The organism is Pseudomonas sp. 22082 (assembly GCF_052046055.1).
GTDB classification, from domain to species: Bacteria; Pseudomonadota; Gammaproteobacteria; order Pseudomonadales; family Pseudomonadaceae; genus Aquipseudomonas; species Aquipseudomonas pharyngis.
In genome coordinates this window covers 22,880-46,489 of sequence record NZ_JBQEQB010000022.1, presented here as the reverse complement: position 1 = coordinate 46,489, position 23,610 = coordinate 22,880, and the positions used below count along the sequence as shown (strand labels likewise).

Genomic DNA, 23,610 nt, shown 5'->3' with positions numbered 1-23,610 from the left:
AAACAAAAGACATCCTGTCAGTACATCAAAAGAATTACATCAGCGGGCAACAGTCATTCGTTGCCCGCATATTCAAAGCATCGATCAACGACCCGCCAGCAACTCCGCCGCCTGATCCAGCAACGCCAGCGGATCCTTGGCCTTGTGGATATCCACCGACAACAACTGACGAAACTTGCGCGCCCCCGGGAACCCGGTGCCCAGGCCCAGCACATGCCGGGTGATGTGATGCATCGCACCGCCGGCCAGCAAATGCTCGGCTATATAAGGCCGCAACTGCGCCAGCGCCTCGGCCCGGCTGATCACCGGCGAGCTGCTGCCGAACAGCTGCTGATCCACCTCGGCCAGCAGATAAGGATTGTGATACGCCTCGCGCCCCAGCATCACGCCGTCAAAGGTCTGCAAATGCTCATGGCAGGCCTCCATCGTCTTGATCCCGCCGTTCAGAATGAACTCCAGCTCCGGAAAATCCGCCTTCAACCGCGCCGCCACGTCATAACGCAACGGCGGAATGTCCCGGTTCTCCTTCGGCGACAACCCCTCCAGAATCGCAATCCGCGCATGCACCGTAAAACTCGTGCACCCGGCATCCCGCACCGTCCCGACGAAATCGCACAGCTCCTCATAACTGTCCCGCCCATTGATCCCGATCCGATGCTTCACCGTCACCGGAATCGACACCGCATCACGCATCGCCTTCACACAATCCGCCACCAACTGCGGATGCCCCATCAGGCACGCCCCGATCATATTGTTCTGCACCCGATCACTCGGGCAGCCAACGTTCAGATTCACCTCGTCGTAACCGTGCTCCTGCGCCATACGAGCGCAAGCGGCCAGGTCCAGCGGAACGCTGCCGCCCAACTGCAACGCCAGCGGATGCTCGGCTTCGTTGTGGCGGAGGAAACGTTCGTGATCGCCGTTGAGCAGAGCGCCGGTGGTGACCATCTCGGTGTAGAGCAGGGCGTTTTTCGACAGGATGCGTAGGAAGTACCGGCAATGACGGTCAGTCCAATCCATCATCGGCGCGACGGAGAAACGGCGGGAGAGTGGGGCGGGTGTGGCGGTGATTGGGGGCATTGGGGGTACGGAATCGGTGTGGCTGGGAGGTGGAGGAGTTTATCAGGAATGGGGAGGAGGGGCTTGCCGGGACATTCGAGGGGGGGCCGACCGGCGCCGCGCTTGGGAGTGGACGGCTATTAGAAATCAACCCCCATTTCGTAAAGCCTAAACACTTAGGTGCAATGCCAATTTGGATGTCGTAAAAAAAGGGACGGACGTTTAAGCTTTAGGGTGATAAATGAGTCCGTCCCAAATATTTATTGGGCATTAAAGGTTTAGGTAGTAGTAGACATAATTTCCAAATACACCTGCGGCAATGGCAAGTGCGTAAGATGCAATGTTTTTTATGGTAGACGATTTTTTGGTTTTTTCACATTCGGCTTTTTTGTCCTTGTCTCTTTTTGTGATTAATATGAAAGATGGCGTCTCTTTCATGAAGATGAAAAGTGTAAGTGCTGCTAGGCCTATGCCCGTAAGGAATGATATGGCCCGGTACCACGCTTTAACTGCATGTAGCTGGTTGTTTGGGTCTAGTAGTTTTATTGTTAGATTGAGCTTCTGGTCAATGGAAAGAGCTTCGATGGAACTGTTTTCAGGTACGATGCTCAAAAATATTTGAGCGGTCTCTTTTTCTCTTATTAGTTGTTCGACATAGTCTGGAGTGAATATTCCTGCCGCAAGCATTCCTAAAGCAAAAAAAATAACAGAATAACCGATGGCTTTCGAAAGCCAATTACCTTCTTCAAAGATTGTATCAATTTCCCGTGTGAGTAGGGAGGCGATATCGTCACCCCAGGTTCTTTCTGTATGTGCAACGGTGAATCTCGCGATTCCCGTTGAATCTGTTGCTGTTCTGGTAATAACTGAGGTGCCAGTAGTCAGAACTACGGCGTTGTCCGTAATGAGCTGTAACGAGATTTCTTGCTTTTCAGGTGCAGGCTTGTTTGGGAAGTTAACTAGGTATGTCCAGGTAAGCTCTATACTTTTAGTTAGAACAATTGTTGCCTCATTAAAATTCAAGAATCCATTGATTGTAGTGATCTTGCGCTCCGGGCCGGTGTCATATCGTAACGTCGCTGAGAAGTCTACTAGAGCGCAGGATGCTTGTTGTTTTATACGTTGGTCTAATAGGTGGTGAAGGTGAATTAACCACTCGTGAGATGCTTCAAATGTTCCGCTTTTTGTTCCAGTGATTTTTTCAGGTTGGCCTAGTAAATTTGTTATAAAGTCGCCGAAATCTTTTTTCTTTATAGGTACTTGTACATACTGTTCGTCAGAGTTGCTGTCGGAAATTTTTACATTGAAGTTGTTGTCTGGCATTAAGCTTTCTCCCCTTGCTTAAAAGTGCTCTATTGCCATAGTCAGCCGACGGCTATAGCGGTGTCGAATGCAATTTGGATTGCTTAGTTTTAAGATTAATGTTAAGTGGGTGGTGTTTTTTTGTTTTGGTTTTTTAGTCAAGTCATTTGGCTCCATTTTTTAAGGTTAGTTTGGCATTGTTTGCTTTTTGCCATTGGTGAAAATATAAGTGTCAGGCACCCATTCAAATTTCATTTTTTCTGTATCGGAAGCAGCCAACTTCTTGTCGGCGGCCTGAAACTGGTTGTAATCCATTGTCCCGCTATAGATGTACGTTTGACCTGGGTCAATTTGGATGTCGTTGGTGAGGCCAATTCTTTTTATAGGGTCGCCGAACATGTCGCTGAGTACTACTGTTCCCTTTACGCCAGATAGGGCCTCAGTTGTATTGTTGTGTAGAGCAATTTCAATTGAAAAATATTCACTGTATTGCTTGTTTTTATAGTCGGCGGGATTCAGTTTAAGTTTGAGAAGGGACGCTGTAAGCGTTCCGTTCATTTCTTTCAGTGCCACAAGCTGTTGCTGTTTTACTTGCTCGGCCAGGGCTTTTTGTTTTTCCGCTTCGGCAGCTTTGGCTTCGATCCAGGCCTGTTGTGTTTTCAGAGCATCACCCAGTGTTGAGTCTGCAACAACTTTGCTACCGCCAAATGTGCTGGCCACCACTTGCCGGGCAGCATAGCCACCAAACAGTTTTCTATCGTTTTCATCGAGTTTGCCGACAGCTTCCATTAGCCCTTTGTCCTCTGACCATTTACTGATATCGGCAGGCAGTTTGGTTTGCTTTGGGTCAGAACAACCGGCGAGCAGCAAGCATGCAAGAAAAGTTGCGATGGTTTTTCCCTTCATGTATCAGTCCTTAAGATAATTATGTTTTTACTTGGTTGTGTGTTTGTTTACGAGTATAGCTCAAGAAAAAAAGGGTGATGCAATCGTTCCAGTTGCGACGCTTTGTTATTAGCTTATGTTTTGATACTGCTTTTCTATTTCTGTCCAGATGTATTCGTATCTGCTCTTCAGCCATGTCACCAATAAGGCGTTGGCTTTTCTTTTGAACCAGCTGTTCTCTTTTGCTCCCAGCATTTTTTCAATGTCATCTTCCAATTCCTTCCTGTTGAAACAAAGCCATATAGTCGGAAGCGTGCTTTCAAGATTGGAATGGCAAATCGGAGCAACCTCCTCAAAGAGTATGCGCTTCACTTCATCTCGATCGAATTCTCTTGTCCTTCGTGCAATCGCAGCATAGTCGACTTCGATATCAACAAAGGCATCCGACAACGCCCAGCGCACATCCGCTCTTTGTTGCTTTGTCATAGAACTTCCCATTTGGAAAATTCCTCCAGTTCTTCATCAAAGGTGTCGGCTACTGCGCTGCCAGCAATTCCTCCCACAATACTTCCCGCCAGAACGATTGCCACAGCGCAAGCTAGGGCGCCAGGGCCGCAAAATGCAGAGACGCCCAAGCCAGCCAACCCCCCGCCCGCAGCACCCCCGCCGATAATAATGCCTTGCCGGGCCGTTTCCTTGACTTTGTTGTCTGCGTTCATGATTTCATATACGGCGAAAGTCGCAGTGACCAATAGGCCGACCTTTCCCATTATTCTTAATTTTTGAGTTCCTTTGCTTACCGGTGCGTTGTCACGGCCCGCTGATTCCAGAATCTCGTAATAGACTTTGCTCTTTTGTTCTGGGGTCAGTTTGTTGTATTCGACGTTTGCCGTTTTCAGTGCGTACTTGTCCAGTGTGTCCTGTAACGTCGGAGGTAATCGTTTCTTCCGTTCGGCGAAGGCCACACCTTGTGCCGAGGTAAATTTTCGATGCTCGACCAAGATTCTATTTCGCATTTCCTGGCAAAATGCTGCTCCTTCTTGGGCACTTAGCCTTCCTGCGGCGACTTCGGCTTTGGTTTCCACTGACATGCGCTTAATGTTGCTCATGTAGTTGGTGCGTACTTTTGCATCTGATATGGCATCTAAAGAGAATCTTGTGGCAGCCCCCTCCATACCCGCAATCGCCATGTCCAATGGAGAATTTTCAAGCTCGTGTGCTTTTTGAACAACGTAGCTTCCCGTTACGAGCAATGGCTCAGTCATGAAACAATCCTTATTTCAATGATGCATTGAATAACGTGTCGAAAATTGAGTCGGTCGGTGGTTCTTCTTGAGTGCCGAACTCTAGCTTTTGGCAGACTTTTCCACGGATGTTGAGAAATTTCACAGTGTTGGTGATATCGAAATTTCCGAATTGGGTAGAACCATCTTCGAAGTGAGCAACGCAGCTCATGCCTAGGTAAGACTCAGAACCGGGGATGGTGAAGCTGATCCATCCAGGATGAATGATCATCGGCGTCGGCGGCGTAAACGGCGCAGGCGTATGTGAGTCGCCGATGATCACCGTTCCCGATCCTCCGATCACAACGTCTCCATGTGAACCCACTGTGCCGACCAGCGCGGCATTTTTGCCGTTGATGAATACGGTGCTGGATACGGCGGAGGCCAGTGCGCTGCCGCAGGTGCAGGTGTCGTCTTTTCGGGCGGCGGCAAGTCCGTCGAAGAATACGTCGGGGGATCCGGAGGCAATGGCTTTGGGGCCGTGTCCGGGGATGGGGCAACTGGTGGGATCGGTGATGCGTGCAGCGGGCTTTGCCATGTTTGACTCCCTGTCAACGGATTAGCTGGCACCGACTGTATCAGAGTTGCTTTGGTAGTTGCCTGACGGCGACGTGCGCGGTGTTGGTTATCCATCTAAACAGCAAAATTTGAGTGTGTTTAAACGAAGCTCTCTGACACTACTTCGGCCCTACGCATCCTTGCGTCACCCCCTACACCTAAGACAGAATCCGCCGGCTTGTGCCTCTAGCACGGGGGTTCTATCGTTCCTGGGTCACTGAAAATCAGTGATCGGGTTTGGTAGCCCGGATTCCGTCAGAAGCACAAGACTACTGTCTTGCGGAGGCTTTCAGTGCCTTCGTTTTATGGTGGTCATGCGCAGGGCATCTTCGGATGCGCCGGGGTTCCTGACGGCCGGTCTACCAACCTGCGTATGGCCTCCACCCTAGTTTGGTAGCGAAGGTGGCGGCTCCTAACCTCTATCCGTCGGGAGTTACTCCATGTTCAAACCAACACCCAACCCACCAGAAACCGATCCAGTCTCCCCCTACAAATTCCCCGATTCACGAACCCTGAACGAAGCCGCCGAACGCGCCCTCGATCACTATCTCACCCCACAGCAACGGATCATGGGCAGCCACACCCAACATGACCCGATGTACTTCGCCAACCCGGCCTACGACACCGAATCCCTGCTCGCCAACGCCAGCGAATCCTTGGGATCCGCCTCCGAAATGCTCAACAACTTCGCGGCCACCCTGGAACCCGCCCACCGCAAAACCGCCATCGGCATTGCGCAGTTGGTGATGTTGGGGTCTTTGGCGGTGAATCAGGCGCTGGATAACGTCGAGCCGAAGTAGGTTCGGGCAACCCTCTGCGGTAGAGGGTTGATCGTTAGACGTGGGTTCAACCTGAACCCACGCTGAAACCCCCACAAGTTTCATCTTCCCGCCATCCACGCAGGCCTACGATCCATCCACAAGATCCCGATCCCACCCGAGCGCCACACACCATGAACAATCCACTCAAAGCGCTGTTGATCGTCGCCACTGTCTCGGTTTTAAGCGCCTGTTCCGGCTCCGGTGGCCTGACCACCACCAGTTGTTTCTCCAGCGACTGTCAGTCGCCGGAGGCGCGTAACGTGAATACGTTGAAGTTCGGCGGGAGCAATATCGGTAACAGTTTCAACCAGTACAGCTCCGGCCTGATGCATGACGACTGAGGGTCACTGAGCCGCGGGCACGGCGATCCATTCGCTCAGGACTTTCTGGTATTTGCCGGTGACTTTGCTCAGGTGCAGCCACTGGTCGACGTAGAGTTTCCAGCTGATGTTGTCGCGCGGCAGCAGGTAGGCTTTTTCGCCGTATTGCATGAACTGGCTCGGGTTGACGGCGCACAGGCCGGGTTTGAGTTTCTGCTGGTAGAGGGCTTCGGAGGCGTCGGTGATCATCACGTCGGCCTTGTTGTCGAGCAGTTGCTCGAAGATGGTCACGTTGTCGTGCAACGCCAGTTGCGCCTTGGGCAGGAAGGCGTGGACGAAGGCTTCGTTGGTGCCGCCGGCGGGTTCGACCAGGCGCACGTTCGGCTGGTTGATCTGGTCGATGGTCTGGTATTTGGACTGGTCGGCGCAGCGCACCAGCGGGATCTTGCCGTCGACGTCGAGGGTGTTGCTGAAGAAGGCTTTTTTCTGGCGTTCGAGGGTCACCGAGATGCCGCCGACGCCGATGTCGCATTTGCCGGCCTGCATGTCCGGCATCAGGGTTTTCCAGGTGGTCTGCACCCATTCGACCTTTACCCCGAGGCTGTCGGCCAGGGATTGCGCCATGGCGATGTCGATGCCTTCGAATCCGCCGTCCGGGCGTTTGAAGGTGTAGGGCTTGTAGTCGCCGGTGGTGCAGACGCGCAACTGGCCTTGTTGCTGAATGGTGTCGAGGTGCGAGGCCGGTTCTTGTGCCTGGGCGCCGCCGGCCATGGCCAGCAGGCCGCAGAAGATCATCGTGCTTTTTGGAATTGTCATTGTGATCGGGCTTGTGCAGTGGAGGTGCGGGCCAGTGTAGTGAATGGGTTTGCCGGGTGTCACCCCGGTTCCGGGCTCAACGTGCCCAGCCACGCCACCAGTCCCACGATCAGAAGCGCAATCATCAGCTCCAGTGCCACGCTGCGGCGCAAGGCGTTGGCCGCCATTTGATGCTGGCCGGCGCGCAACGATTGCTCAAGCAAAGGCCCGAGGTGGAAGCGGTTCAACGCGGCCAACACCAACATTCCCCCGAACAACACAACCTTTATCGCCAGCAGAATACCGTAGGTGCCGAGCAGGACTTCGCCCAGTGTCGGGCCGACGATGAACAGGTAATTCGCCACGCCGGTGATCGAGAGGATGAGCACAATTGCCGCGCCGACGCCTTCGAAGCGTTTGACGGAATCCGCCAGCGAACGAATGCGCGCTTCGCTGCACAGTGCGTCGAGCCGCGACATCAAGATCAACGCGAGCATCGCGCCCAGCCACGCACCCGCCGCGAGCAGGTGCAGGATGTCGCTGAGCAGATGCCACGCGTTATCCATCGCCCCGTGTCCGCTCCAGGCCAGGGAGGCGAGGGCGACGGCGCCGGCCATCGATGCCAGCCGCAATCCCGGCCAGAGCATCACGACGATCAGCGCAATCATCCGCAGCGCCCACGCCAGCCCGACGTCGGTTTCCAGCACCATCATTTGCAGGTGCGGCCACAGCGCCGCGAATTGCGTTTCGCCACTCATGGCGCGGGTCATCAGCACCAGTCCCGCCACTGACAGCAGCGCCCCAATCAACGCCATCCCGCGCAGCAGCGGCCGAAACCGCAGCACCGCGTCAACGCTGTACAGCCCGAACAACGCGAGCCCGAACAACAGCAGCAAATCCACATACAGCGCCAGACGCAGGAGGATGTTGATCAGTTCAGCCATCGCTCATTGCACTTTGAATGTGACGTTGCCGGTGATCGGGTGCGTGTCCGATGACACCGCGCGCCATTCGACCTTGTACGTGCCGGCCGGCAAGGGCGTGAGCGGGGTGACGAGCATGGTTTTCGGGTCGCTGCCGGCGCTGACTTTGGCCTTCATCGGCATCGGCGAGTGGGCCATGCCGGGCATTTCGGTCATCACCAGTTTGGCGCCGGAGAATTGGGTCAACAGATCCTCCGAAAAGCGCAGTTCGATCTTGCCGGGCGCCGCGCCGTCGGCACCTTCGGCCGGGGTCGACGACAGCAGTTTCGGATGGGCCTGGGCCAGGGTACTCAGGAGCAAACCGCTGGCGAGGACGAGGGAGATTTTCAGTGTGCGCATGCAAGACCTCGGTGTTGTTTTTTGATGGAATTCAGAACCACAGCCGCACGCCGAGGACGAGTCGGGCTTCGCTGCGATCCTCGCTTTCTTCCCGTGCGTAATCGGCGGTTTGGCCGTAGGTGCGGTTCCAGGTCACGCCGATGTAGGGCGCAAATTCGCGGCGGATCTCATAGCGCAGACGCAGCCCGGCTTCGGTGTTCGAAAGGCCCGAGCCGATCCCGCGTTGCGGGTCGTTTTTGCCGTAGACGTTGAGTTCGGCGGTGGGCTGCAGGATCAGGCGATTGGTCAGCAGGATGTCGTAGTCGCCCTCCAGCCGCACCGCGCTCTGGCCGTTTTCGCCGAGGAACGCCGTGGCTTCGGCTTCGAAGTTGTACAGCGCCATGCCTTGCAGACCGAACGCGGCCCAGGTTTGTGGGGCGCCGGGTTTGAAGTCCTGGCGCACGCCGCTGACCACGTCCCACCACGGCGAAATCGCGTGGCCCCACAGCGCCTGGATTTCCGCGTCTTCGGTCTTGCCGTTGCTGCGTTCGCCTTCGGAGCGCAGCCACAGTCGATCGATGTCGCCGCCGATCCAGCCGGACAAATCCCAGGCCAGGGTGCTGGCGTCGTCGGCGTCCTGCCATTCGAGTTTGTCGGCGAGGAAGTACGTGTTGATGGCGCTGTCGTGCACTTGATGTCCGGCGTGGCTGGTGAACACGGCGGCGCGGTCGGCGTCGGTCAGTGCCGGGATCGGCGTGCGGCTTTCGGTCGGCGCGGCGGGCTGCATCATGCCGTCGTCCATGCTTTGCAGATCGCCCATCCGGCTGTGATCCATGCCCTGCATGTCGCTGGCGGCGAAGGCCGGAGCCATCGACAGGAGCGACAACGAAAACGCGGCAAATCGAGTCATGGTCGGCGTCCTCATTCTTCCACCCGCACTTCGCGGAACATGCCCATTTCCATGTGGTACAGGAGATGGCAGTGATAGGCCCAACGGCCGAGCGCATCGGCGGTGACGCGGTAAGTGCGACGGGTGCCGGGCGGCATGTCGATGGTGTGTTTGCGCACCTGGAAATTGCCGTTTTCGTCTTCCAGATCGCTCCACATGCCGTGCAGGTGAATGGGGTGAGTCATCATCGTGTCGTTGACCAGTACCAGGCGGATTCGCTCGCCGTACTTCAACAGCAGCGGCTCGGCGTCGGAGAACTTGATGCCGTTGAACGACCAGGCGAATTTCTCCATGTGGCCGGTGAGGTGCAGCTCGAGGGTGCGGCTCGGGTCGCGGCCGTCCGGGTCTTCGAAAGGGCTGCGCAGGTCGGCGTAGGTCAGCACGCGGCGACCGTTGTTGCGCAGGCCGAGTCCGGGGTCGTCGAGTTTCGCGGCGGTGGTCATGGCTTGCATGTCCACCAGCGGGTTGTCCTTTTCGCTGTCGGGGTGCGACTGCATCGGGCCCATGTTCATGCTCGAGTGATCCATGCCGCTCATGTCCATCGAACCATGATCCATGCCGCCCATACCCATGTCGTCCATGGTCACCAGCGGTCGCGGATCCAGCGCCGGCACCGGGGCCGACAATCCGGCGCGCGCTGCAAGGGTGCCTCGGGCATAACCGGTGCGGTCCATGGCCTGGGCGAACAGGGTGTAGGCGTCGGCGGCGGGTTCGACGATCACGTCATAGGTTTCCGCCACGGCGATGCGCAATTCGTCGACGCTGACCGGTTTGACGTGCAAGCCATCGGCGGCGACCACGGTCATTTTCAAGCCGGGGATACGCACGTCGAAGTAGGTCATGGCCGAGCCGTTGATCAGCCGCAGACGCAGCTTCTCACCGGGGTGAAACAGGCCGGTCCAGTTGTTATCCGGGGCGTGGCCGTTCATCAGGAAGGTGTACGTGGCGCCGCTGACGTCGGCGATATCGGTGGGGTTCATCTTCATCTGCGCCCACATCGTGCGATCGGCGACGGTGGCGTCCCAGCCTTTTTCGCCGACGTCATGGATGAAGTCGCCGACGGTGCGCTTGTGGAAGTTGTAGTAGTCGGACTGTTTTTTCAGGGTCTTCATCAGGCTGGCCGGGTCTTCGTCGGTCCAGTCACTGAGCATCACCACGTAGTCGCGGTCGTACTGGAATGGTTCCGGTTCCCGCGCATCGATCACCAGCGGCCCGTAGACCCCGGCCTGTTCCTGCAGGCCGGAATGGCTGTGATACCAGTAGGTGCCGTGCTGGCGAACCTTGAACTGATAGACGTACACGCCACCCGGCTCGATGCCCTTGAAACTCAGGCCGGGCACGCCGTCCATGTTGGCCGGCAGCAGAATGCCGTGCCAGTGGATCGACGTGCTGTCCTTGAGCCGGTTGCGCACCCGCAGCGTCACCGTATCGCCCTCGCGCCAGCGCAGCAGCGGGCCGGGCAGGCTGCCATTGATGGTCATCGCGGTGCGGGGCTGGCCGGTGAAGTTGACCGGTGTTTCGCCGATGAACAGCTCGAAGTCGGTGCCGCTTAACTCGTTGACCTGGCCGGGGCTGTTCAAGGCCCAGACCGGCGTGCGCCACAGGCCGAGGCCGCCGAGCAGGCCGCTGGCAGCGAGGCCTTTGACGAAGGTGCGTCTTGAGGTGGTGGAAGGCATGCGCTGGAAGTCCCCGTTTGACCAATGACGGGGAGGCTAACCAGCGGCAGCTTTCAGTTGGCTGAGGCGCGGATTACAGTTGCGTCAGGTTCAACCTACAGACCGAGCCCTTCCTGGACTACCAGCAGCAGGTTGTTTTCCGTCAACGCAATCGCATCCAGCTGTTGCCCGGTTTCGAGCGTCTGCAACCACCAATGGCTTTCACCGTGCTCATCGACCGTGCGCAGCAGCGATGCTTCGCGCCCCGGCAGGACGATTTGCACGCGCCCTGCGCCGTCTTCGGTGAAGCGGGCGATGGGGTCGAACGTCAGGCTGTGGTGGTTGGCTTCGATGATCAACTGGTCGATGGCGTAGTCGTGGGTCTCGCCATCCGATGAAGATTCGCAAACATGCGTAGGATTGCGCCGAATCTTCAGTCCTACTTCGGTGACCGGTTGCAACCAGCCCTCGATACGGTGATACAAGGCGTAGACCTGAGCCGGCCAGCAATCGATTTCCAATTCGGCGCAGGTGATTTCGTCAGCATGGGTGTGCCGGGTTTGTTTGAGTTTCGCGGCGAGTTCGTCTGCTTTACTCATGTCGGTTCCCTGTGGTGATTTCAACATCATCGTAGTCCTTTCAAAGTAATGCAGGTTTTGCCCTGCGTCATGCGTCTGCAACACAAGCGTGACTCAATCAGCCCCTGACCACGTGACGGTCAGACCAAAGAAACCACGGACGCACGCGTCCCAAGGAACGGGAACATGAAAAAGCTTTTTACAATTATGGCGCTGATTGCGCTGACGGTCGGTAGCATCGGCCTGAGTTCGGCACGCCAGTCGTCCGCCAGCAAGGCGGAATCGGTGGCGGGGGTATTCGATTACTACCTGCTGACGTTGTCCTGGTCGCCGACCTTTTGCCTGACCCACAAGGATGACCCGCAATGCACCGGCAAGGGTTACGGTTTTGTCCTGCATGGCCTGTGGCCGCAATACGCCAAGGGCGGCTGGCCGCAATCCTGCCCACCGCTGACCAACCTGTCGGCCGCTGAAACGGCCAAAGGCCTGACGCTGTTCCCGACCAAAAAACTGCTCGATCACGAATGGAGCAAACACGGCACCTGCAGCGGCCTCGGCGCGATGGGCTATCTGGACGAAGCGGACAAGGCCGTGGCGGCGGTGAACATCCCGCAAGAGTTGCAACCGTTCAGTAGCTCTTATTACTTCGAAGCGCAGGAAATTGCCGACCTGTTCCGCAGGAGCAATCCGGGCATCCCGTCAGACGGTATCGCCGTCATCTGCAACGGCCCGGAACTCTCGGAAGTGCGCGTGTGCATGGGCAAGGACCTGCAATTCGGCGCCTGCGGCAAGGGCGTGAAAACCCAGTGCCGGGCGGGGGATATTCGAGTACCGCCATCGCGTTGACCGGAGCGGTTACCGGTCATAAAAAACAGGCGCCTTTTTAGGCGCCTGTTTTTTTTGCAATCGGGTTTGATCAATGGAAGGACTTTGTTCATGCTGCGCGCCCCACGGATGATGACGCGATACTGCAAGGAGCTTTTTCATGAGCGGAAAACCCGCTGCCCGAGTGACCGACCCGACGGCTTGCCCATTGCCGGGGCATGGCACCAACCCGATTGTCAGCGGTTCGCCGAATGTGAATTTCGACGGGCTGCCCGCTGCACGAATGACCGACAAGTCGGCGTGCGGCAGTCCGATTACCGGTGGCGTTGCCTCGACGGTTTTTATCAATGGCCTGAACGCCGCAACCCTGGACAGCACCGGTGGTCACGGGAATGTGGTGGTGGGCGGCTCCGGGACCGTCATCATCGGCGATACCGTGGTGAACGCTCCCTTCAGCGGCCTGCTGCCAATGCCGGTGCACTTCACCGACAAGTTGCAGTTGGTGAACGACACGACCGGCGAACCGATGCCGAATCATCCGTACATGATTCAGCGCGCGGACGGTCGGATGGAGCACGGCATGTCTGACGCCGCCGGTTTTACCCACACGATCAGTTCGCATCTTCCGGAAACCATCAAACTGTTTCTGGAGGAATGAGGCATGGGTGCGGAAACGGTTACGTGCGAGAAAGGCAACAATTACAAGCTGCACAAGGAACATACGCTGACGGACAAGAAGGATGTCAGTGTGAAGGCTGTTCCGGTGGAGAGTACCAAGGCGATTGTTTTTTTTATCGGCGGGGCGGGTGACAAGGAGAGCTATTACTTTTCCGGCCCCTTTGAAAACGTTAACCAAGCTAAATCTGGCTTTGATGATCGAAACGGTAAGCTGGAAAAAGAGGGCAAGTATAAATCCGAGTGGCTTGGGTACAACGAGGTTCGGGGGAAGAAGGATATTCAGAAATATGTTCTGAACCTGATTCCTTATAAATCCTGCCCTATCTATATAGTGGGCCATAGTTTGGGTGGATGGAACGGAGCCCACTTGACCCGTGTCATGTCTGAGTGGGGATACAGGATCAATATGTTGGTAACGCTGGATCCTGTGGGGGAGGGCACTCTGGTGTGGCTGGGATCTGATATATACGGAGAGAAACCGACGCCGGTGGCCGATTATTGGATCAATATCAAAGCCACACCCTCGAGGCCCGATCAGTCCGATTCGGTAGCCGACTTTGGAGAGAAGTGGCAAGTGGTCAGTGGACCCAATGTCAATGTGAATATGGATACGAACCACGCCAATGCCCCAGCGATGTTCACCAGGCCCATCGCTCAGGGAAAGTCAGCCAGTGACCTTATGTTTGAAGCTATCAACAAGGACGTTTGCTGATATGAAAAACGCTCTTTTACTTCTACTGATTACCTTGTGTTCAGCCTGCGCTAAAAACCATACGGTCCAGCCTGCAAATCTCAATTTTCTGGCGATAGAGAGAAAGCCCAACGGCCTGTATTACGAAATTTACTACGGCTCTGATGTAAATCTTTTGGATCTGTTTGGGAGAGGAATGAGGGAAGGCGCCGCTTCGACAACTCTGAAATGTGCGCTGGGTGACGATCAGGACTTCTCTATCACTAACCGCTTCAGGTATTCGGCGTACGGACTGATTGATGTAGATGAGGCCAACAAGGCAGGTGGGAAATACAACTACGTGACGAGTGCAACTTTAAGGCAGACCGTAAATAACGGTTCAACTCAGGAATTTCTTTCAACTCAGGAGTTGAATGGCCTGTTGTCCGGAAAGCTCCAGGTCCCCTGCAAAGTCGTCATTACCGCTTGGGGCTACAAACCCTACTACTCAAACACCATGAACCTCCCGGTCGCAGACCTGCTGCGCGAAGTCAACAAGCCCTGAGCTCAGCGCCCATCGGGGGGATCAAGCAAATCCCCCCGCATCCACCCCCAATTCCCCCCGCAAAAACTCCACCAGCCCCCGCTGCAATCCACTCAACACCCCCTCGCGACTGACCAGCGCCAGTTCCGTCGGTGGCAACAGCGGCAAGTCCGTACACACCCGATGTTCCGGCAACACCGCCGAAGCCGGCAGCACCGAAACCCCGAGCCCGGAGGCGACCGCCGCTTGAATGCCGGTCAAGCTGTGGCTGCCGAAGGCCACCCGCCAGGGGCGTTGCGCCACGTCGAGCAGGCGGATCGCCCGTTGTCGGTACAGGCAGCCCTGGGGAAACAGCGCCAGCGGTAACACGCCACTGGATGAGTCGAACTCAGCACCCTTGACCCAAACCAGTCGTTCCGGCCAAGTCGCCCAGGCCGGGCCGCTGTCGGGTTCGCGTTTGATCAGGGCGATGTCGATTTCGCCGCTGTCGAGGCGTTGGCGCAGGTCGAGGCTCATGCCGCTGACGGTCTCCAGCCGTGCTTGCGGGTGGCTGCGGGTGAAGCCGGCGAGGATCAGCGCCATGCGTCGGGCGTCGAAGTCTTCCGGCATGCCGATGCGCAGGATTTCCAGATCCAGATCGCTGGCCAGGGCTTCGCTGGCCTCGGCCGACAAGGCCAGCAGGCGGCGGGCGTAGTGGATCAGCAGTTCGCCGTGCTCGGTGACGCTGACGTTCAACCCGGTGCGGTCGCGCAACAACAGGGCGTGGCCGACCAGGTCTTCGAGTTTGCGCACCTGTTGGCTGACCGTGGATTGGGTGCGGTGGACGCGTTCGGCGGCGCGCGTGAAGCTGCCTTCATCGACCACGCAGACGAAGGTTTTCAGCAGTTCCAGATCCAGCATGGCGGCGGTCTCGATATTTGTTTGGCAACTGACGGTCGGCAATTTATTTAATTTCACACTATCACCCCGGGTTCATAAGCTGAAGCCCTCACTTTCAGAGGAATGCCCCCATGACGTTGATCAACACACCGCGCCCGCAATGGCTGACCTTCGATTGCTACGGCACCTTGATTCAATGGGACGAAGGCCTGCGCGCCGTGGCCGAGCGGATCCTCAGCGAGAAGGGCGAGCACCGGGTCGACGCCGGGCGCCTGATCGAGGTCTACGACCGCCACGAACATCGCCTGGAACAGACACCGCCGCATCGCTCGTTCCGCGAGCTGAGCACTCTCGGCCTGCAACTGGCCCTGGAAGAACTGGGCCTGGCGAGTGCCAGCGAAGACAGTCAGCGCCTGGCCGCTGCGATCCCGCAGATGCCGCCGTTTCCCGAAGTCGTCGAGACCCTCGCGCAGCTCAAGGCCAAGGGTTTCAAGCTGTGCATCGTCTCCAACACCGATGACGACATCATCGCGGGCAACGTCGCTCAACTCGGTGGCCACATCGACCGGGTGATCACCGCGCAACAGGCCGGTGCCTACAAACCGGCGCCGCGGCTGTTCGACTACGCTCATGAGCAATTGGGCGTCAGCCGCGATCAGGTGGTGCATATCTGCGCCAGCCCGATGCTTGATCACACGGCGGCCCGCGATATGCATTTTCATTGCGTCTGGATCGATCGCGGCACCGGTCGTCAGTTGCTGCCGGACTATCGGCCCGACGCGATCCTCAACACGCTGGACGAAGTGCTGCCGCTGTTCGCGTCCCTTGGCTGGTAAGAAACCACGCCCGTCATCAAGGAGTTTCGCCATGGCCCATACCCTGTCCGGCAGCGCCCGAGCTGCGCGTTGCGGTTCGTTGAACCTCGACAGTGAAGCCATCCTCACCGCCCGCCACGAGCTGGCGGCGTGCTTTCAACTGGCGGCGCTGCACGGGCTGGAGGAGGGGATCTGCAATCATTTTTCGGCGATGTTGCCGGGGCACGATGACCTGTTTCTGGTCAATCCGTACGGCTATGCGTTTTCCGAAGTGACGGCGCATAACCTGCTGGTCTGCGACTTCGCCGGCAACGTGGTGGACGGCGAGGGTCAGCCGGAAGCGACTGCTTTCTATATTCACGCGCGCCTGCACCAGTGGCTGCCTCGGGTGAAGGTCGCGTTCCATACGCACATGCCGAACGCGACAGCGTTGTGCCTGCTGGAGGGGCCGCCGCTGTTGTGGCTGAGTCAGACCGCGCTGAAGTTCTACGGGCGCACGGCGGTGGACGAGCATTACAACGGGCTGGCGCTGGATGAGCGTGAAGGCGACCGGATTGCCGAGGTGATGGGCGAGGCCGACATTCTGTTCCTGAAGAACCACGGAGTGATTGTCGCGGCGCCGACCATCGCCGAAGCCTGGGACGATCTGTATTACCTGGAGCGTGCCGCGCAGGTGCAACTGCTGGCGATGGCCACGCAACGGGAGTTGAAACCGGTGCCGCACGCGGTTGCGCAACGGGCTTACGAGCAGATGCGCGAGGGCGATCCGGAAAGTGCGCGGGCGCATCTGCACAGTGCAATGCGGCGGTTGGCGAGTCGGGGGTAAAAGCGAGGAAAACGGGCAGGCAAAAATAATTCGCGTCGCAGGTCATCCAATTGCCCTGCGCGCCGATAGCAAAAGGGTCGGGATTGTCTCGGTGGCACTTGGTTGCCCCACACAACCCGTTGGGCTACGCTCACAAAAACAAGGGTTTCGGGCTTTTGCCCCTGTCGTACCTGCCCAGGACACGCTTTTGCCTATCCCCATTCACGATCCGCACCAGGCCCCCGGCGGCACCCTCAAGCGTTTGCCCCTGCGCAAGGCGGCGGTGTTGTTCATCGTGGCTGTGTGTCTGAGCCTGTCCGGCCTGTTGTATTTGCAGATCGAACAGTCGCGGCGCCAGGATCTGGCCAACGCGCAGGTGTCGTCGGCCAACCTGACCCGGGCCATGGCGCAGCAGGCTGAAGACACTTTTCTGGCAGCGGATCTGGTGCTGACCAGCCTGGTCGACTGGGTTCAGGACGATGGCTATGGCGCGGAGCAGAAGCCGCGTTTGCAGAAAACCCTCGCGCGGCGGGTGCAGCAACTGGAGCAGTTGCACGGCATGTTCCTGTTCGACCGCGAAGGGCAGTGGGTGATTACCTCGTTCGCGGATCTGCCGCGCGGCCATGGCGTGGCCGATCGCGAGTACTTCAAGTTTCACCAGCAGAACGTCTCGGCCGTGGCGCACATCGGCCCGGCGATCCGCAGCCGTGAGAACGGCGAGTGGATCATCCCGATCTCGAAACGGGTCAACGACCACGCCGGCAATTTTCAGGGCGTATTGCTGGCCGGGATCAAGATGTCCTACTTCGACCGGTTCTTCAAAAGCTTCAGCCTGGACGACAACGGCACCATGTTCCTCGGCCTGACCGACGGCACCTTGCTCGCCCGGCGGCCTTTCGACGAGAGCCTGATCGGCACCTCGCTGGCCAAGGGCGAGATCTACCAGAAGTTGCTGCCCAATGCAGCCGCCGGCACCGCGATGATCGATTCGGTGGTCGACGGTGTCACCCGTCTTTATGGTTACCGGCAGCTGGAAAGCTACCCGTTGGTGGTCGCGGCGTCTTCGTCCCGGGACACGATCCTCCAGGGCTGGTATGACCGGGCGTTCCAGTCCAGCGTCATCGTGGCGCTGGTGATGCTCGGCGTGGGGCTGTTCGGCTGGGTGTTCATTCATCAGGTGCGCGATGGTGAGCGGATCGAGAAAAACCTGCGCAAGGCCCAGCGGACGCTGGAGCAGATCGCCACCCATGACAGCCTGACCGGGCTGGCCAACCGGCGTCTGTTCGAGCGCTCGCTGGAGGTGGAGTTTGCCCGGGGCGCGCGGCAGTCGAGCCCGGTGAGCCTGATCATGCTCGATATCGATTTCTTCAAAAGCTACAACGATGCCTACGGCCACGTGGCCGGCGACCATTGCCTGACGCAGGTCGCGCAGGTGGTGAAGAACTGCTGCCAGCGCAAATCCGATCTGGCGGTGCGCTATGGCGGGGAAGAGTTCGCGGTGTTGCTGCCGGACACCGACATCAACGGCGCGCTGGCGATTGCCGGGCAGATCCGCCGCAGCGTCATGGACAAACACATCACCCACAGCGGCTCGCCCACCGGTTATCTGACGGTGAGCCTGGGCTGCTACTCGTTTATTCCACTGGGCAACGACAGCCCTGAGCTGTTCATCCAGCGCGCCGATGCGGCGCTGTATCAGGCCAAAAACGCCGGCCGCAATCGCGCGGCCGTGTTGTCGATGGACGTCAGTTTCGGCGAATTGCTACGTTCGGATCGCTGACAAAAAACGATAGGGTTCAGACACAGGCCATGGCGTTCACCACGGCCTGCTCTTGTTCGTTCAGCCGCCAGTGCCACCGCCGGCACCGCCCGTGCCGCCACCGGCCGAACCAGTGCCACCTCCTGCTCCCGAGCCTGAACCGCTGGCACCGCCGTTGGTGCCGGTGCCGCCCCCCGCGCCGCTGCCGCCGGACGGCGAGCCCGGCGTATTGTCCGGTGGCATGGGCGAGCCATTGGTGGAGCCGGATTTGGTGCCCGTGGCATCGGCGCCGTCGTTGGCGGCGAATGTCGCGGCTGAGCCTGTGGCCAGCAGGCCGATCAACAACAGCGAGGTGAGTTTGCGCGTCATCATGGTCTGTCTCCGGAAAGGGGATTACCTGATATTGGTCAAACGCGCCGAACCCTTGGTGCCGGCCGGATGACGAGCGGTCAGAAGTCCACGGTGGCCGACACCTTCAGCGTGCGCGGTGTGCCCTGGGTCAGGTAACCGCCGTTGGCCGAGGCCCAGTAAGCTTCGTTGGCGACGTTCTCCAGATTGGCGCGCAGGGTGATCTGCTTTTCATCCAGTTTGAAGGCGTAGCGCGAGCCGAGATCGAAGCGGTTCCACGCCGGAATGCTTTGAGTATTCGCCGCGTTCAGGTACTGGCCGCCGGTGCGCAGCATGCGCGCGCTGAGTGCGGCACCTTCGAGACCCGGAATGTCCCAGTCAGCGCCGAGGTTGAACTGGAAGCGCGGCACCCCAACGGCGCGATTGCCGTCATTCACGCCGTTGCTGCTGCCTTCCAGTTCAGTTTTCATCACGGTTGCGCCGCTGAGCAGGCGCAGGCCGTCGAGCGGTTCGCCATAGACGTTGAGTTCCACGCCTTTGTTGGTCTGCTGGCCGTCGACCCGGAAGATCCCGTCCTGGGTGTAGCTCGACGGTTGCTCGATGCGATAGACGCCGAGGTTGGCGCCGTAGCTGCCCATGTCCAGCCGCACGCCGGCCTCGATCTGTTTGCTGCGCACCGGGGCGAAGGTTTCGTCGCGGTTGATCGCGGTGGTCGGCGGCGTCGGGCCCTTGGCCAGGCCTTCGATGCGGTTGGCATAGAACGACACATGCTCCCACGGCTTGATCACCAGGCCGTAGACCGGGGTGGTGATCGACTCTTCATAACTGGAGGTGCGGGCGCCGGTGGCGGTGCTCCAGCCATCGACTTTCAGTGCCTGGCGACGCACGCCGAGGGTCAGCAGGATGCGGTCATCGATGAAGCCGAGGGTGTCGGAAATCGCCTCGCTGCGCAGGGTGTTCTTGCCGGTGATGCGCGGGTCATTGATGTCGCTGGCGAACGAGGTGGGCGCCGGGCGCGGCTTGTCGGTGACGTTGTACAGGTTGGTGCTGTAGCGTCCGGCGGTGCCGATGGTTTCGAACGCCGAGCGCTGCTCGCCCCAGATGCCCGCCCAGCCGAGGTTCAACTGGTGCGTGACGGGGCCGGTGTCGAAACGGCCGTTGAGCCCGGCCATGGCGCTCTGGTTGTCCTCGTCGTGGGGCGAATAGAGCATGCCGCCACGGGCGCTGCCGTTGAGGTCGGTGACGGTCAGCGACGAGTAAACCCCGTTCTCGCGAGTGTGCTTGGCGCCGCCGGAGACGTAGGCCGTCCAGTTGTCGTTCAGGTCATATTCGGCGCGGGCCATGCCGAAGGTGTCTTCGAGTTGCGAATAGCTCCAGCTCTGGGCATAGCTGGCGTTGGCGTGCGGCACCTTGGGGGCTTTGGTCAGGCTCGAATCGACATAGACCACCGAGCGGCCCTGGTTGATGACCTGCTTCTGATAGCCGAAATCGGTCGAGACCCGCAGGCGATCGCCGCGATAGTCCAGGCCGACGCTGAACAGCGACGAGCGCTGGTCTTCGTCATCGACGGCGGTGTCGCCTTCGCGCTGCATCAGGTTGATCCGCGCGCCGAAGCGGTTGTCCTCGCCAAAGCGCTGGCCCAGATCCAGATGGCCGCCGACCCGACCGTCGGCGCTGTAATCGAGGGTGACACTGCGGGTCGGCGTGTCCATCGCACGTTTGGGTTGCAGGTTGATCCCGCCACCGATGCCGCTGCCGCTCGGGGTCACGCCGTTGACGAATGCATTCGGGCCCTTGAACAGTTCGACCCGGTCCAGCGCTTCGACGGCAATGATCTGCCGGGGCAGCACGCCATAGAGGCCGTTATAGGAAATGTCATCGGAGGCCAGCGGCAGGCCGCGGATCATGAACATCTGCGAGAAGTTGCCGAAGCCATTGGACTGGCGCACCGAAGCATCGTTGAGTAACACATCGCCGACGGTCTGGGCCTGTTGGTCGGCCATGGTCTTGGCGGTGTAGCTGGTGACGCTGAAGGGCAGGTCGTTGACCTCCTGGTTGCCGAGCATGCCGATCTGCGCGCGGCGCGCGACCTGTTCGCCGCCGTAGGTATCACCGCTGTCGTCGCGCAGGGCGCTGACGTTGGTGGCGCCCAGTTCCAGCGCGCCTTCCGCCGCGACTTTCGGAGCCACGGTGTAACCGTTGTGGCCAGTGCTGATCAGCTCGAAACCGCTGCCTTCCAGCAACCGCGCAAAACCGCTCTGCGCGGTGTAACTGCCTTGCAGGCCCGGGCTCTGGCGATTGCCCAGTTGCGCCGGGTCGAACGACAGCGGCACGCCGACGCTGACCGCAAATTGCGCCAGCACATGGCTGAGCAGGCCGGGGCCGATGTTGACGCTGCGGCTGGCGCTTTCACTGACGCTGTCGGCGGCGTGGGCGGCGCTCGGCAGCAGCGCGCTGAAGGCCAGGGCCAGGCTCAGGTTCAGGGCCTTGAGCGCAAACGTGGCGGGACGGGGCGATGGCATTGCGGTCATTCGGTGTTCCTGTCGGGGGCGTGGAATCGGAAGGTCTATCCACTCACCGGACGAGTCGCGAAAAGGTATCAGCGAACATTGAAAATATTTTCCGAGGGCTCAGACACGCGGTTCCACCGACAGCCAATAGCGGGTCAGGCTGTTGATGTTCAGCGGCAACGTGTCGCTGAGCAGACGCAGGCTGGCGTCGGTGTCGCGCAGGGAAAACGCCCCGGACACGCGCATCGCCGCGACGTCCGGATGACAGCGCAGCACGCCCCGGCGATAGCGGCTCAGCTCGCCGAGCAATTCGTCCAGGCGCATGTTGCTGGCCAGCAGCATGCCTTTGTCCCAGGCCAGGGAGGCGGTGTCGAAGGTTTCGGCGCTGTCGAAGCTGTTGAGCTTGAAGCGCTGGCGCTCGCCCGCCTGAAGAATCGCACTCTGCTTGAGCAGTTGCGGGGTGATCTGAACCTGGCCTTCGAGTACCGACACCTGGCTGCGCGAACCTTCGGTGCGCACGCAGAATCGCGTGCCCAGTGCGCGGGCCACACCTTGCGGGGTTTCGACAATGAACGGACGGGCGCTGGCATCTGCGGCGGTGTTGATCAGCACTTCGCCGTTGAGCAGCAGGACGCGACGCTCCACCGGGCTGAAAGCGATGTCCACCGCGCTGTCGGTGTTGAGCACCAGTTGGGTGCCGTCCGGCAATTGCAGGTTCTTTTGTTCGCCGACGGCGGTGCGCTGGTCGGCGGTCCATTGCTGCCACGGCACATGCTGCGAAGCGATGCCCAGCGGTCCGGCCATCAACAGCAAGCCGAGGCGGGTGAGGGTCTGGCGACGGCTCAGGCCTTCCTTGCGGGAGGCGCGTTTCAAGGTCTGGAGCGCGACGTTGGCCGGCACGCTGCGCAAGTCCCCCAGCAACGCTTCGGCCCGTTGCCAGGCAATGGCGTGCTCGGCGCTGCGGGTGCGCCATTGGGCGATGGCCTGGTGGTCGGACGGGGTCGCGGTGCCGGAATGCAGTTGCACCAGCCAGTCGGCGGCTTCGCCGAGAATCTGCGGATTGATCATCGACGAATTCATCAGGCGACACTCAGGCAGGCAATGAACGCGGCACGCATGTGCCGTTTGACGGTGATCAGCGAAACATTCAGGCGCGTGGCGATCTGCGCGTAGGTCAGGCCTTCGATCTGCGACAGCAGGAAGGTCTCGCGGGTTTGCTCGGGCAGTTCGCGCAGCAGCGCTTCGATGCGCCACAGGGTTTCCAGAATCAGGTAGCGGGTTTCCGGCGACGGCACTTCGGCGGCGGGCAGGTGCGCGATGGTTTCCAGGTACGCGCGCTCCAGGTCCTGACGCCGCCAGCGATCGATCATCAGGCCTTTGGCGATGTGCGTCAGCAGTGCCCGGGGCTCGTTGCCCAGCGGCTTGATCACCTGCCGGGTGAGCAGGCGCAAAAAGGTATCGTGCGCCAGATCGGCCGCCTCGCAGCGGTTGCCCAACTTGCGCTGCAGCCAGCCCTGCAGCCACCCGTGGTGTTCGCTGTAGAGCGTCTGGACTTGCTGATTCAACGGCTGATCGAGGGACGACATGGAGGGCAGGTACTCGTTTCGGGCGTCCGTTGCCAGAGATGCAATCGAGAGTGCGATTAGGGTGCAATTAAGAATTGATCGCATTCTAGTGGCGCGCAACGAGTGATGGCAATTGTCCTTTCACACTTTCTTTTCTGACACCCGCGCAGTGGCCTACCCATCTTCCGGGAGATTGGCTATTTGCCGGTCCGGACGCCGGGACTAACGTAGCCCCACATTCACTTGCCCCGGAGAGTCGCCATGAAACCTCGTATCGATTTCTACACCGCGTCCCCAGATGCCCTGAAAGCGATGATCGCCCTGGAAACCGCCGTCTCGAAATTGCCGCTGGAAAAAAACCTGATCGAACTGGTCAAGCTGCGCGCTTCGCAGATCAATGGCTGTGCGTTCTGCATCGACATGCACACCGCCGACGCGATCAAGGGCGGCGAAACCCCGCGCCGGTTGTTCGCCGTGACCGCCTGGCGTGAAGCGCCGTTTTTCACCGAACGTGAACGCGCCGCGCTGCTGTGGACCGAAACCCTGACCCAACTGAGCCTGACCCACGCCCCGGACGAAGACTACGAAGTGGTCGCTGCGCAGTTCTCGCCCCAGGAAATGGTCGACCTGACGGTCGCGATCAGCACCATCAACAGCTGGAACCGTCTGGCCGTGGGCTTCCGTAAAACCCCACAGGCCTGATCGA

27 protein-coding genes are annotated in these 23,610 nt (G+C 59.1%); 10 read left to right on the top strand and 17 right to left on the bottom strand.

Annotated elements, in window-relative coordinates; genetic code table 11:
• Positions 1-84: 84 nt before the first annotated feature.
• From dusA to ACTJK9_RS23110, 6 genes are all read right to left on the bottom strand, one after another.
• Positions 85-1,080, bottom strand: a complete 996-nt coding sequence (gene dusA, locus ACTJK9_RS23135) for a tRNA dihydrouridine(20/20a) synthase DusA (protein ID WP_440816554.1) — start codon at positions 1,078-1,080, stop codon at positions 85-87.
• Between the two features lie 249 nt (positions 1,081-1,329).
• Positions 1,330-2,382 carry a hypothetical protein gene (locus ACTJK9_RS23130; RefSeq protein ID WP_440816551.1) on the bottom strand — a complete coding sequence of 351 codons (1,053 nt, stop codon included), beginning with the start codon at positions 2,380-2,382 and terminating at the stop codon, positions 1,330-1,332.
• Between the two features lie 165 nt (positions 2,383-2,547).
• Complete coding sequence (locus ACTJK9_RS23125) at positions 2,548-3,267, bottom strand: hypothetical protein (RefSeq protein WP_011335150.1); 720 nt, start codon at positions 3,265-3,267, stop codon at positions 2,548-2,550.
• A gap of 108 nt (positions 3,268-3,375) precedes the next feature.
• On the bottom strand, positions 3,376-3,732 hold the full coding sequence (locus tag ACTJK9_RS23120) for a DUF7079 family protein (RefSeq protein ID WP_440816548.1): 357 nt from the start codon (positions 3,730-3,732) through the stop codon (positions 3,376-3,378).
• Positions 3,729-4,511, bottom strand: a complete 783-nt coding sequence (locus ACTJK9_RS23115; RefSeq protein WP_440816546.1) for a hypothetical protein — start codon at positions 4,509-4,511, stop codon at positions 3,729-3,731. The genes ACTJK9_RS23120 and ACTJK9_RS23115 overlap by 4 nt, the downstream gene beginning before the upstream one ends.
• Before the next feature lie 10 nt (positions 4,512-4,521).
• Positions 4,522-5,067 (bottom strand): PAAR domain-containing protein, encoded by a 546-nt coding sequence (locus tag ACTJK9_RS23110; protein ID WP_085648163.1) that lies wholly within the window; start codon positions 5,065-5,067, stop codon positions 4,522-4,524.
• Between the two features lie 460 nt (positions 5,068-5,527).
• Here ACTJK9_RS23110 and ACTJK9_RS23105 point away from each other — a divergent pair, with 460 nt between their 5' ends.
• Positions 5,528-5,887, top strand: coding sequence for a DUF6124 family protein (locus tag ACTJK9_RS23105; protein ID WP_007955862.1), 360 nt, complete (start codon positions 5,528-5,530; stop codon positions 5,885-5,887).
• Positions 5,888-6,039: 152 nt separating this feature from the next.
• Entirely contained in the window at positions 6,040-6,249 is a 210-nt protein-coding gene (locus ACTJK9_RS23100) for a hypothetical protein (protein WP_064380963.1), read from the top strand.
• Between the two features lie 3 nt (positions 6,250-6,252).
• Here the strand turns inward: ACTJK9_RS23100 and ACTJK9_RS23095 are convergent, their stop codons facing one another.
• The 6 genes from ACTJK9_RS23095 to ACTJK9_RS23070 form a co-directional block, all read right to left on the bottom strand.
• Positions 6,253-7,044 carry a transporter substrate-binding domain-containing protein gene (locus ACTJK9_RS23095; RefSeq protein ID WP_440816542.1) on the bottom strand — a complete coding sequence of 264 codons (792 nt, stop codon included), beginning with the start codon at positions 7,042-7,044 and terminating at the stop codon, positions 6,253-6,255.
• A 59-nt stretch (positions 7,045-7,103) separates the two neighbouring features.
• A complete protein-coding gene (gene copD, locus ACTJK9_RS23090) occupies positions 7,104-7,967 on the bottom strand; it encodes a copper homeostasis membrane protein CopD (RefSeq protein ID WP_440816540.1) in 864 nt (287 codons plus the stop codon).
• A gap of 3 nt (positions 7,968-7,970) precedes the next feature.
• Positions 7,971-8,345 (bottom strand): copper homeostasis periplasmic binding protein CopC, encoded by a 375-nt coding sequence (gene copC / locus ACTJK9_RS23085; protein ID WP_440816537.1) that lies wholly within the window; start codon positions 8,343-8,345, stop codon positions 7,971-7,973.
• Positions 8,346-8,376: 31 nt separating this feature from the next.
• Positions 8,377-9,234 carry a copper resistance protein B gene (locus ACTJK9_RS23080; protein ID WP_440816534.1) on the bottom strand — a complete coding sequence of 286 codons (858 nt, stop codon included), beginning with the start codon at positions 9,232-9,234 and terminating at the stop codon, positions 8,377-8,379.
• 11 nt (positions 9,235-9,245) lie between these two features.
• Complete coding sequence (locus tag ACTJK9_RS23075; RefSeq protein ID WP_440816531.1) at positions 9,246-10,949, bottom strand: copper resistance system multicopper oxidase; 1,704 nt, start codon at positions 10,947-10,949, stop codon at positions 9,246-9,248.
• Between the two features lie 95 nt (positions 10,950-11,044).
• Positions 11,045-11,527 (bottom strand): hypothetical protein, encoded by a 483-nt coding sequence (locus ACTJK9_RS23070; RefSeq protein ID WP_064598036.1) that lies wholly within the window; start codon positions 11,525-11,527, stop codon positions 11,045-11,047.
• A 165-nt stretch (positions 11,528-11,692) separates the two neighbouring features.
• Between ACTJK9_RS23070 and ACTJK9_RS23065 the strand changes: the two genes are divergently transcribed.
• The 4 genes from ACTJK9_RS23065 (at position 11,693) to ACTJK9_RS23050 (ending at position 14,244) form a co-directional block, all read left to right on the top strand.
• A complete protein-coding gene (locus ACTJK9_RS23065; RefSeq protein WP_440816528.1) occupies positions 11,693-12,352 on the top strand; it encodes a ribonuclease T2 in 660 nt (219 codons plus the stop codon).
• Positions 12,353-12,491: 139 nt separating this feature from the next.
• Positions 12,492-12,989: a PAAR domain-containing protein gene (locus ACTJK9_RS23060; protein WP_085613156.1), complete on the top strand. Its 498-nt coding sequence runs from the start codon at positions 12,492-12,494 to the stop codon at positions 12,987-12,989.
• 3 nt (positions 12,990-12,992) lie between these two features.
• On the top strand, positions 12,993-13,721 hold the full coding sequence (locus ACTJK9_RS23055; RefSeq protein ID WP_085613157.1) for an alpha/beta hydrolase: 729 nt from the start codon (positions 12,993-12,995) through the stop codon (positions 13,719-13,721).
• A 1-nt stretch (position 13,722) separates the two neighbouring features.
• Positions 13,723-14,244 (top strand): hypothetical protein, encoded by a 522-nt coding sequence (locus ACTJK9_RS23050; RefSeq protein ID WP_085613158.1) that lies wholly within the window; start codon positions 13,723-13,725, stop codon positions 14,242-14,244.
• A gap of 21 nt (positions 14,245-14,265) precedes the next feature.
• Here the strand turns inward: ACTJK9_RS23050 and ACTJK9_RS23045 are convergent, their stop codons facing one another.
• Entirely contained in the window at positions 14,266-15,123 is an 858-nt protein-coding gene (locus ACTJK9_RS23045) for a LysR substrate-binding domain-containing protein (protein ID WP_440816523.1), read from the bottom strand.
• Between the two features lie 110 nt (positions 15,124-15,233).
• Here ACTJK9_RS23045 and ACTJK9_RS23040 point away from each other — a divergent pair, with 110 nt between their 5' ends.
• The 3 genes from ACTJK9_RS23040 (at position 15,234) to ACTJK9_RS23030 (ending at position 18,502) form a co-directional block, all read left to right on the top strand.
• On the top strand, positions 15,234-15,938 hold the full coding sequence (locus ACTJK9_RS23040) for a haloacid dehalogenase type II (RefSeq protein WP_440816521.1): 705 nt from the start codon (positions 15,234-15,236) through the stop codon (positions 15,936-15,938).
• Between the two features lie 31 nt (positions 15,939-15,969).
• Complete coding sequence (locus ACTJK9_RS23035; protein WP_440816518.1) at positions 15,970-16,743, top strand: aldolase; 774 nt, start codon at positions 15,970-15,972, stop codon at positions 16,741-16,743.
• A 187-nt stretch (positions 16,744-16,930) separates the two neighbouring features.
• Positions 16,931-18,502 (top strand): sensor domain-containing diguanylate cyclase, encoded by a 1,572-nt coding sequence (locus ACTJK9_RS23030; RefSeq protein ID WP_440816516.1) that lies wholly within the window; start codon positions 16,931-16,933, stop codon positions 18,500-18,502.
• Between the two features lie 60 nt (positions 18,503-18,562).
• Here the strand turns inward: ACTJK9_RS23030 and ACTJK9_RS23025 are convergent, their stop codons facing one another.
• The 4 genes from ACTJK9_RS23025 to ACTJK9_RS23010 all read right to left on the bottom strand — a co-directional run bounded on the left by ACTJK9_RS23025 (position 18,563) and on the right by ACTJK9_RS23010 (position 22,925).
• Positions 18,563-18,853: a hypothetical protein gene (locus ACTJK9_RS23025; RefSeq protein WP_039770290.1), complete on the bottom strand. Its 291-nt coding sequence runs from the start codon at positions 18,851-18,853 to the stop codon at positions 18,563-18,565.
• Positions 18,854-18,930: 77 nt separating this feature from the next.
• Positions 18,931-21,360 carry a TonB-dependent siderophore receptor gene (locus tag ACTJK9_RS23020; protein WP_440816513.1) on the bottom strand — a complete coding sequence of 810 codons (2,430 nt, stop codon included), beginning with the start codon at positions 21,358-21,360 and terminating at the stop codon, positions 18,931-18,933.
• Between the two features lie 99 nt (positions 21,361-21,459).
• The gene (locus ACTJK9_RS23015) at positions 21,460-22,419 is read right to left on the bottom strand and encodes a FecR domain-containing protein (RefSeq protein ID WP_440816511.1); all 960 of its coding nucleotides are present in this window, start codon (positions 22,417-22,419) and stop codon (positions 21,460-21,462) included.
• The gene (locus ACTJK9_RS23010) at positions 22,419-22,925 is read right to left on the bottom strand and encodes a sigma-70 family RNA polymerase sigma factor (RefSeq protein ID WP_085613166.1); all 507 of its coding nucleotides are present in this window, start codon (positions 22,923-22,925) and stop codon (positions 22,419-22,421) included. The genes ACTJK9_RS23015 and ACTJK9_RS23010 overlap by 1 nt, the downstream gene beginning before the upstream one ends.
• A gap of 240 nt (positions 22,926-23,165) precedes the next feature.
• Between ACTJK9_RS23010 and ACTJK9_RS23005 the strand changes: the two genes are divergently transcribed.
• Positions 23,166-23,606, top strand: a complete 441-nt coding sequence (locus tag ACTJK9_RS23005; protein WP_064598013.1) for a carboxymuconolactone decarboxylase family protein — start codon at positions 23,166-23,168, stop codon at positions 23,604-23,606.
• Positions 23,607-23,610: the final 4 nt, after the last annotated feature.

Coding starts and splice junctions, on each gene's coding strand:
- dusA (WP_440816554.1), bottom strand. CDS start 1,080: ATGCCCCCAATCACCGCCACACCCGCCCCACTCTCCCGCCGTTTCTCC.
- ACTJK9_RS23130 (WP_440816551.1), bottom strand. CDS start 2,382: ATGCCAGACAACAACTTCAATGTAAAAATTTCCGACAGCAACTCTGAC.
- ACTJK9_RS23125 (WP_011335150.1), bottom strand. CDS start 3,267: ATGAAGGGAAAAACCATCGCAACTTTTCTTGCATGCTTGCTGCTCGCC.
- ACTJK9_RS23120 (WP_440816548.1), bottom strand. CDS start 3,732: ATGACAAAGCAACAAAGAGCGGATGTGCGCTGGGCGTTGTCGGATGCC.
- ACTJK9_RS23115 (WP_440816546.1), bottom strand. CDS start 4,511: ATGACTGAGCCATTGCTCGTAACGGGAAGCTACGTTGTTCAAAAAGCA.
- ACTJK9_RS23110 (WP_085648163.1), bottom strand. CDS start 5,067: ATGGCAAAGCCCGCTGCACGCATCACCGATCCCACCAGTTGCCCCATC.
- ACTJK9_RS23105 (WP_007955862.1), top strand. CDS start 5,528: ATGTTCAAACCAACACCCAACCCACCAGAAACCGATCCAGTCTCCCCC.
- ACTJK9_RS23100 (WP_064380963.1), top strand. CDS start 6,040: ATGAACAATCCACTCAAAGCGCTGTTGATCGTCGCCACTGTCTCGGTT.
- ACTJK9_RS23095 (WP_440816542.1), bottom strand. CDS start 7,044: ATGACAATTCCAAAAAGCACGATGATCTTCTGCGGCCTGCTGGCCATG.
- copD (WP_440816540.1), bottom strand. CDS start 7,967: ATGGCTGAACTGATCAACATCCTCCTGCGTCTGGCGCTGTATGTGGAT.
- copC (WP_440816537.1), bottom strand. CDS start 8,345: ATGCGCACACTGAAAATCTCCCTCGTCCTCGCCAGCGGTTTGCTCCTG.
- ACTJK9_RS23080 (WP_440816534.1), bottom strand. CDS start 9,234: ATGACTCGATTTGCCGCGTTTTCGTTGTCGCTCCTGTCGATGGCTCCG.
- ACTJK9_RS23075 (WP_440816531.1), bottom strand. CDS start 10,949: ATGCCTTCCACCACCTCAAGACGCACCTTCGTCAAAGGCCTCGCTGCC.
- ACTJK9_RS23070 (WP_064598036.1), bottom strand. CDS start 11,527: ATGAGTAAAGCAGACGAACTCGCCGCGAAACTCAAACAAACCCGGCAC.
- ACTJK9_RS23065 (WP_440816528.1), top strand. CDS start 11,693: ATGAAAAAGCTTTTTACAATTATGGCGCTGATTGCGCTGACGGTCGGT.
- ACTJK9_RS23060 (WP_085613156.1), top strand. CDS start 12,492: ATGAGCGGAAAACCCGCTGCCCGAGTGACCGACCCGACGGCTTGCCCA.
- ACTJK9_RS23055 (WP_085613157.1), top strand. CDS start 12,993: ATGGGTGCGGAAACGGTTACGTGCGAGAAAGGCAACAATTACAAGCTG.
- ACTJK9_RS23050 (WP_085613158.1), top strand. CDS start 13,723: ATGAAAAACGCTCTTTTACTTCTACTGATTACCTTGTGTTCAGCCTGC.
- ACTJK9_RS23045 (WP_440816523.1), bottom strand. CDS start 15,123: ATGCTGGATCTGGAACTGCTGAAAACCTTCGTCTGCGTGGTCGATGAA.
- ACTJK9_RS23040 (WP_440816521.1), top strand. CDS start 15,234: ATGACGTTGATCAACACACCGCGCCCGCAATGGCTGACCTTCGATTGC.
- ACTJK9_RS23035 (WP_440816518.1), top strand. CDS start 15,970: ATGGCCCATACCCTGTCCGGCAGCGCCCGAGCTGCGCGTTGCGGTTCG.
- ACTJK9_RS23025 (WP_039770290.1), bottom strand. CDS start 18,853: ATGATGACGCGCAAACTCACCTCGCTGTTGTTGATCGGCCTGCTGGCC.
- ACTJK9_RS23020 (WP_440816513.1), bottom strand. CDS start 21,360: ATGACCGCAATGCCATCGCCCCGTCCCGCCACGTTTGCGCTCAAGGCC.
- ACTJK9_RS23015 (WP_440816511.1), bottom strand. CDS start 22,419: ATGAATTCGTCGATGATCAATCCGCAGATTCTCGGCGAAGCCGCCGAC.
- ACTJK9_RS23010 (WP_085613166.1), bottom strand. CDS start 22,925: ATGTCGTCCCTCGATCAGCCGTTGAATCAGCAAGTCCAGACGCTCTAC.
- ACTJK9_RS23005 (WP_064598013.1), top strand. CDS start 23,166: ATGAAACCTCGTATCGATTTCTACACCGCGTCCCCAGATGCCCTGAAA.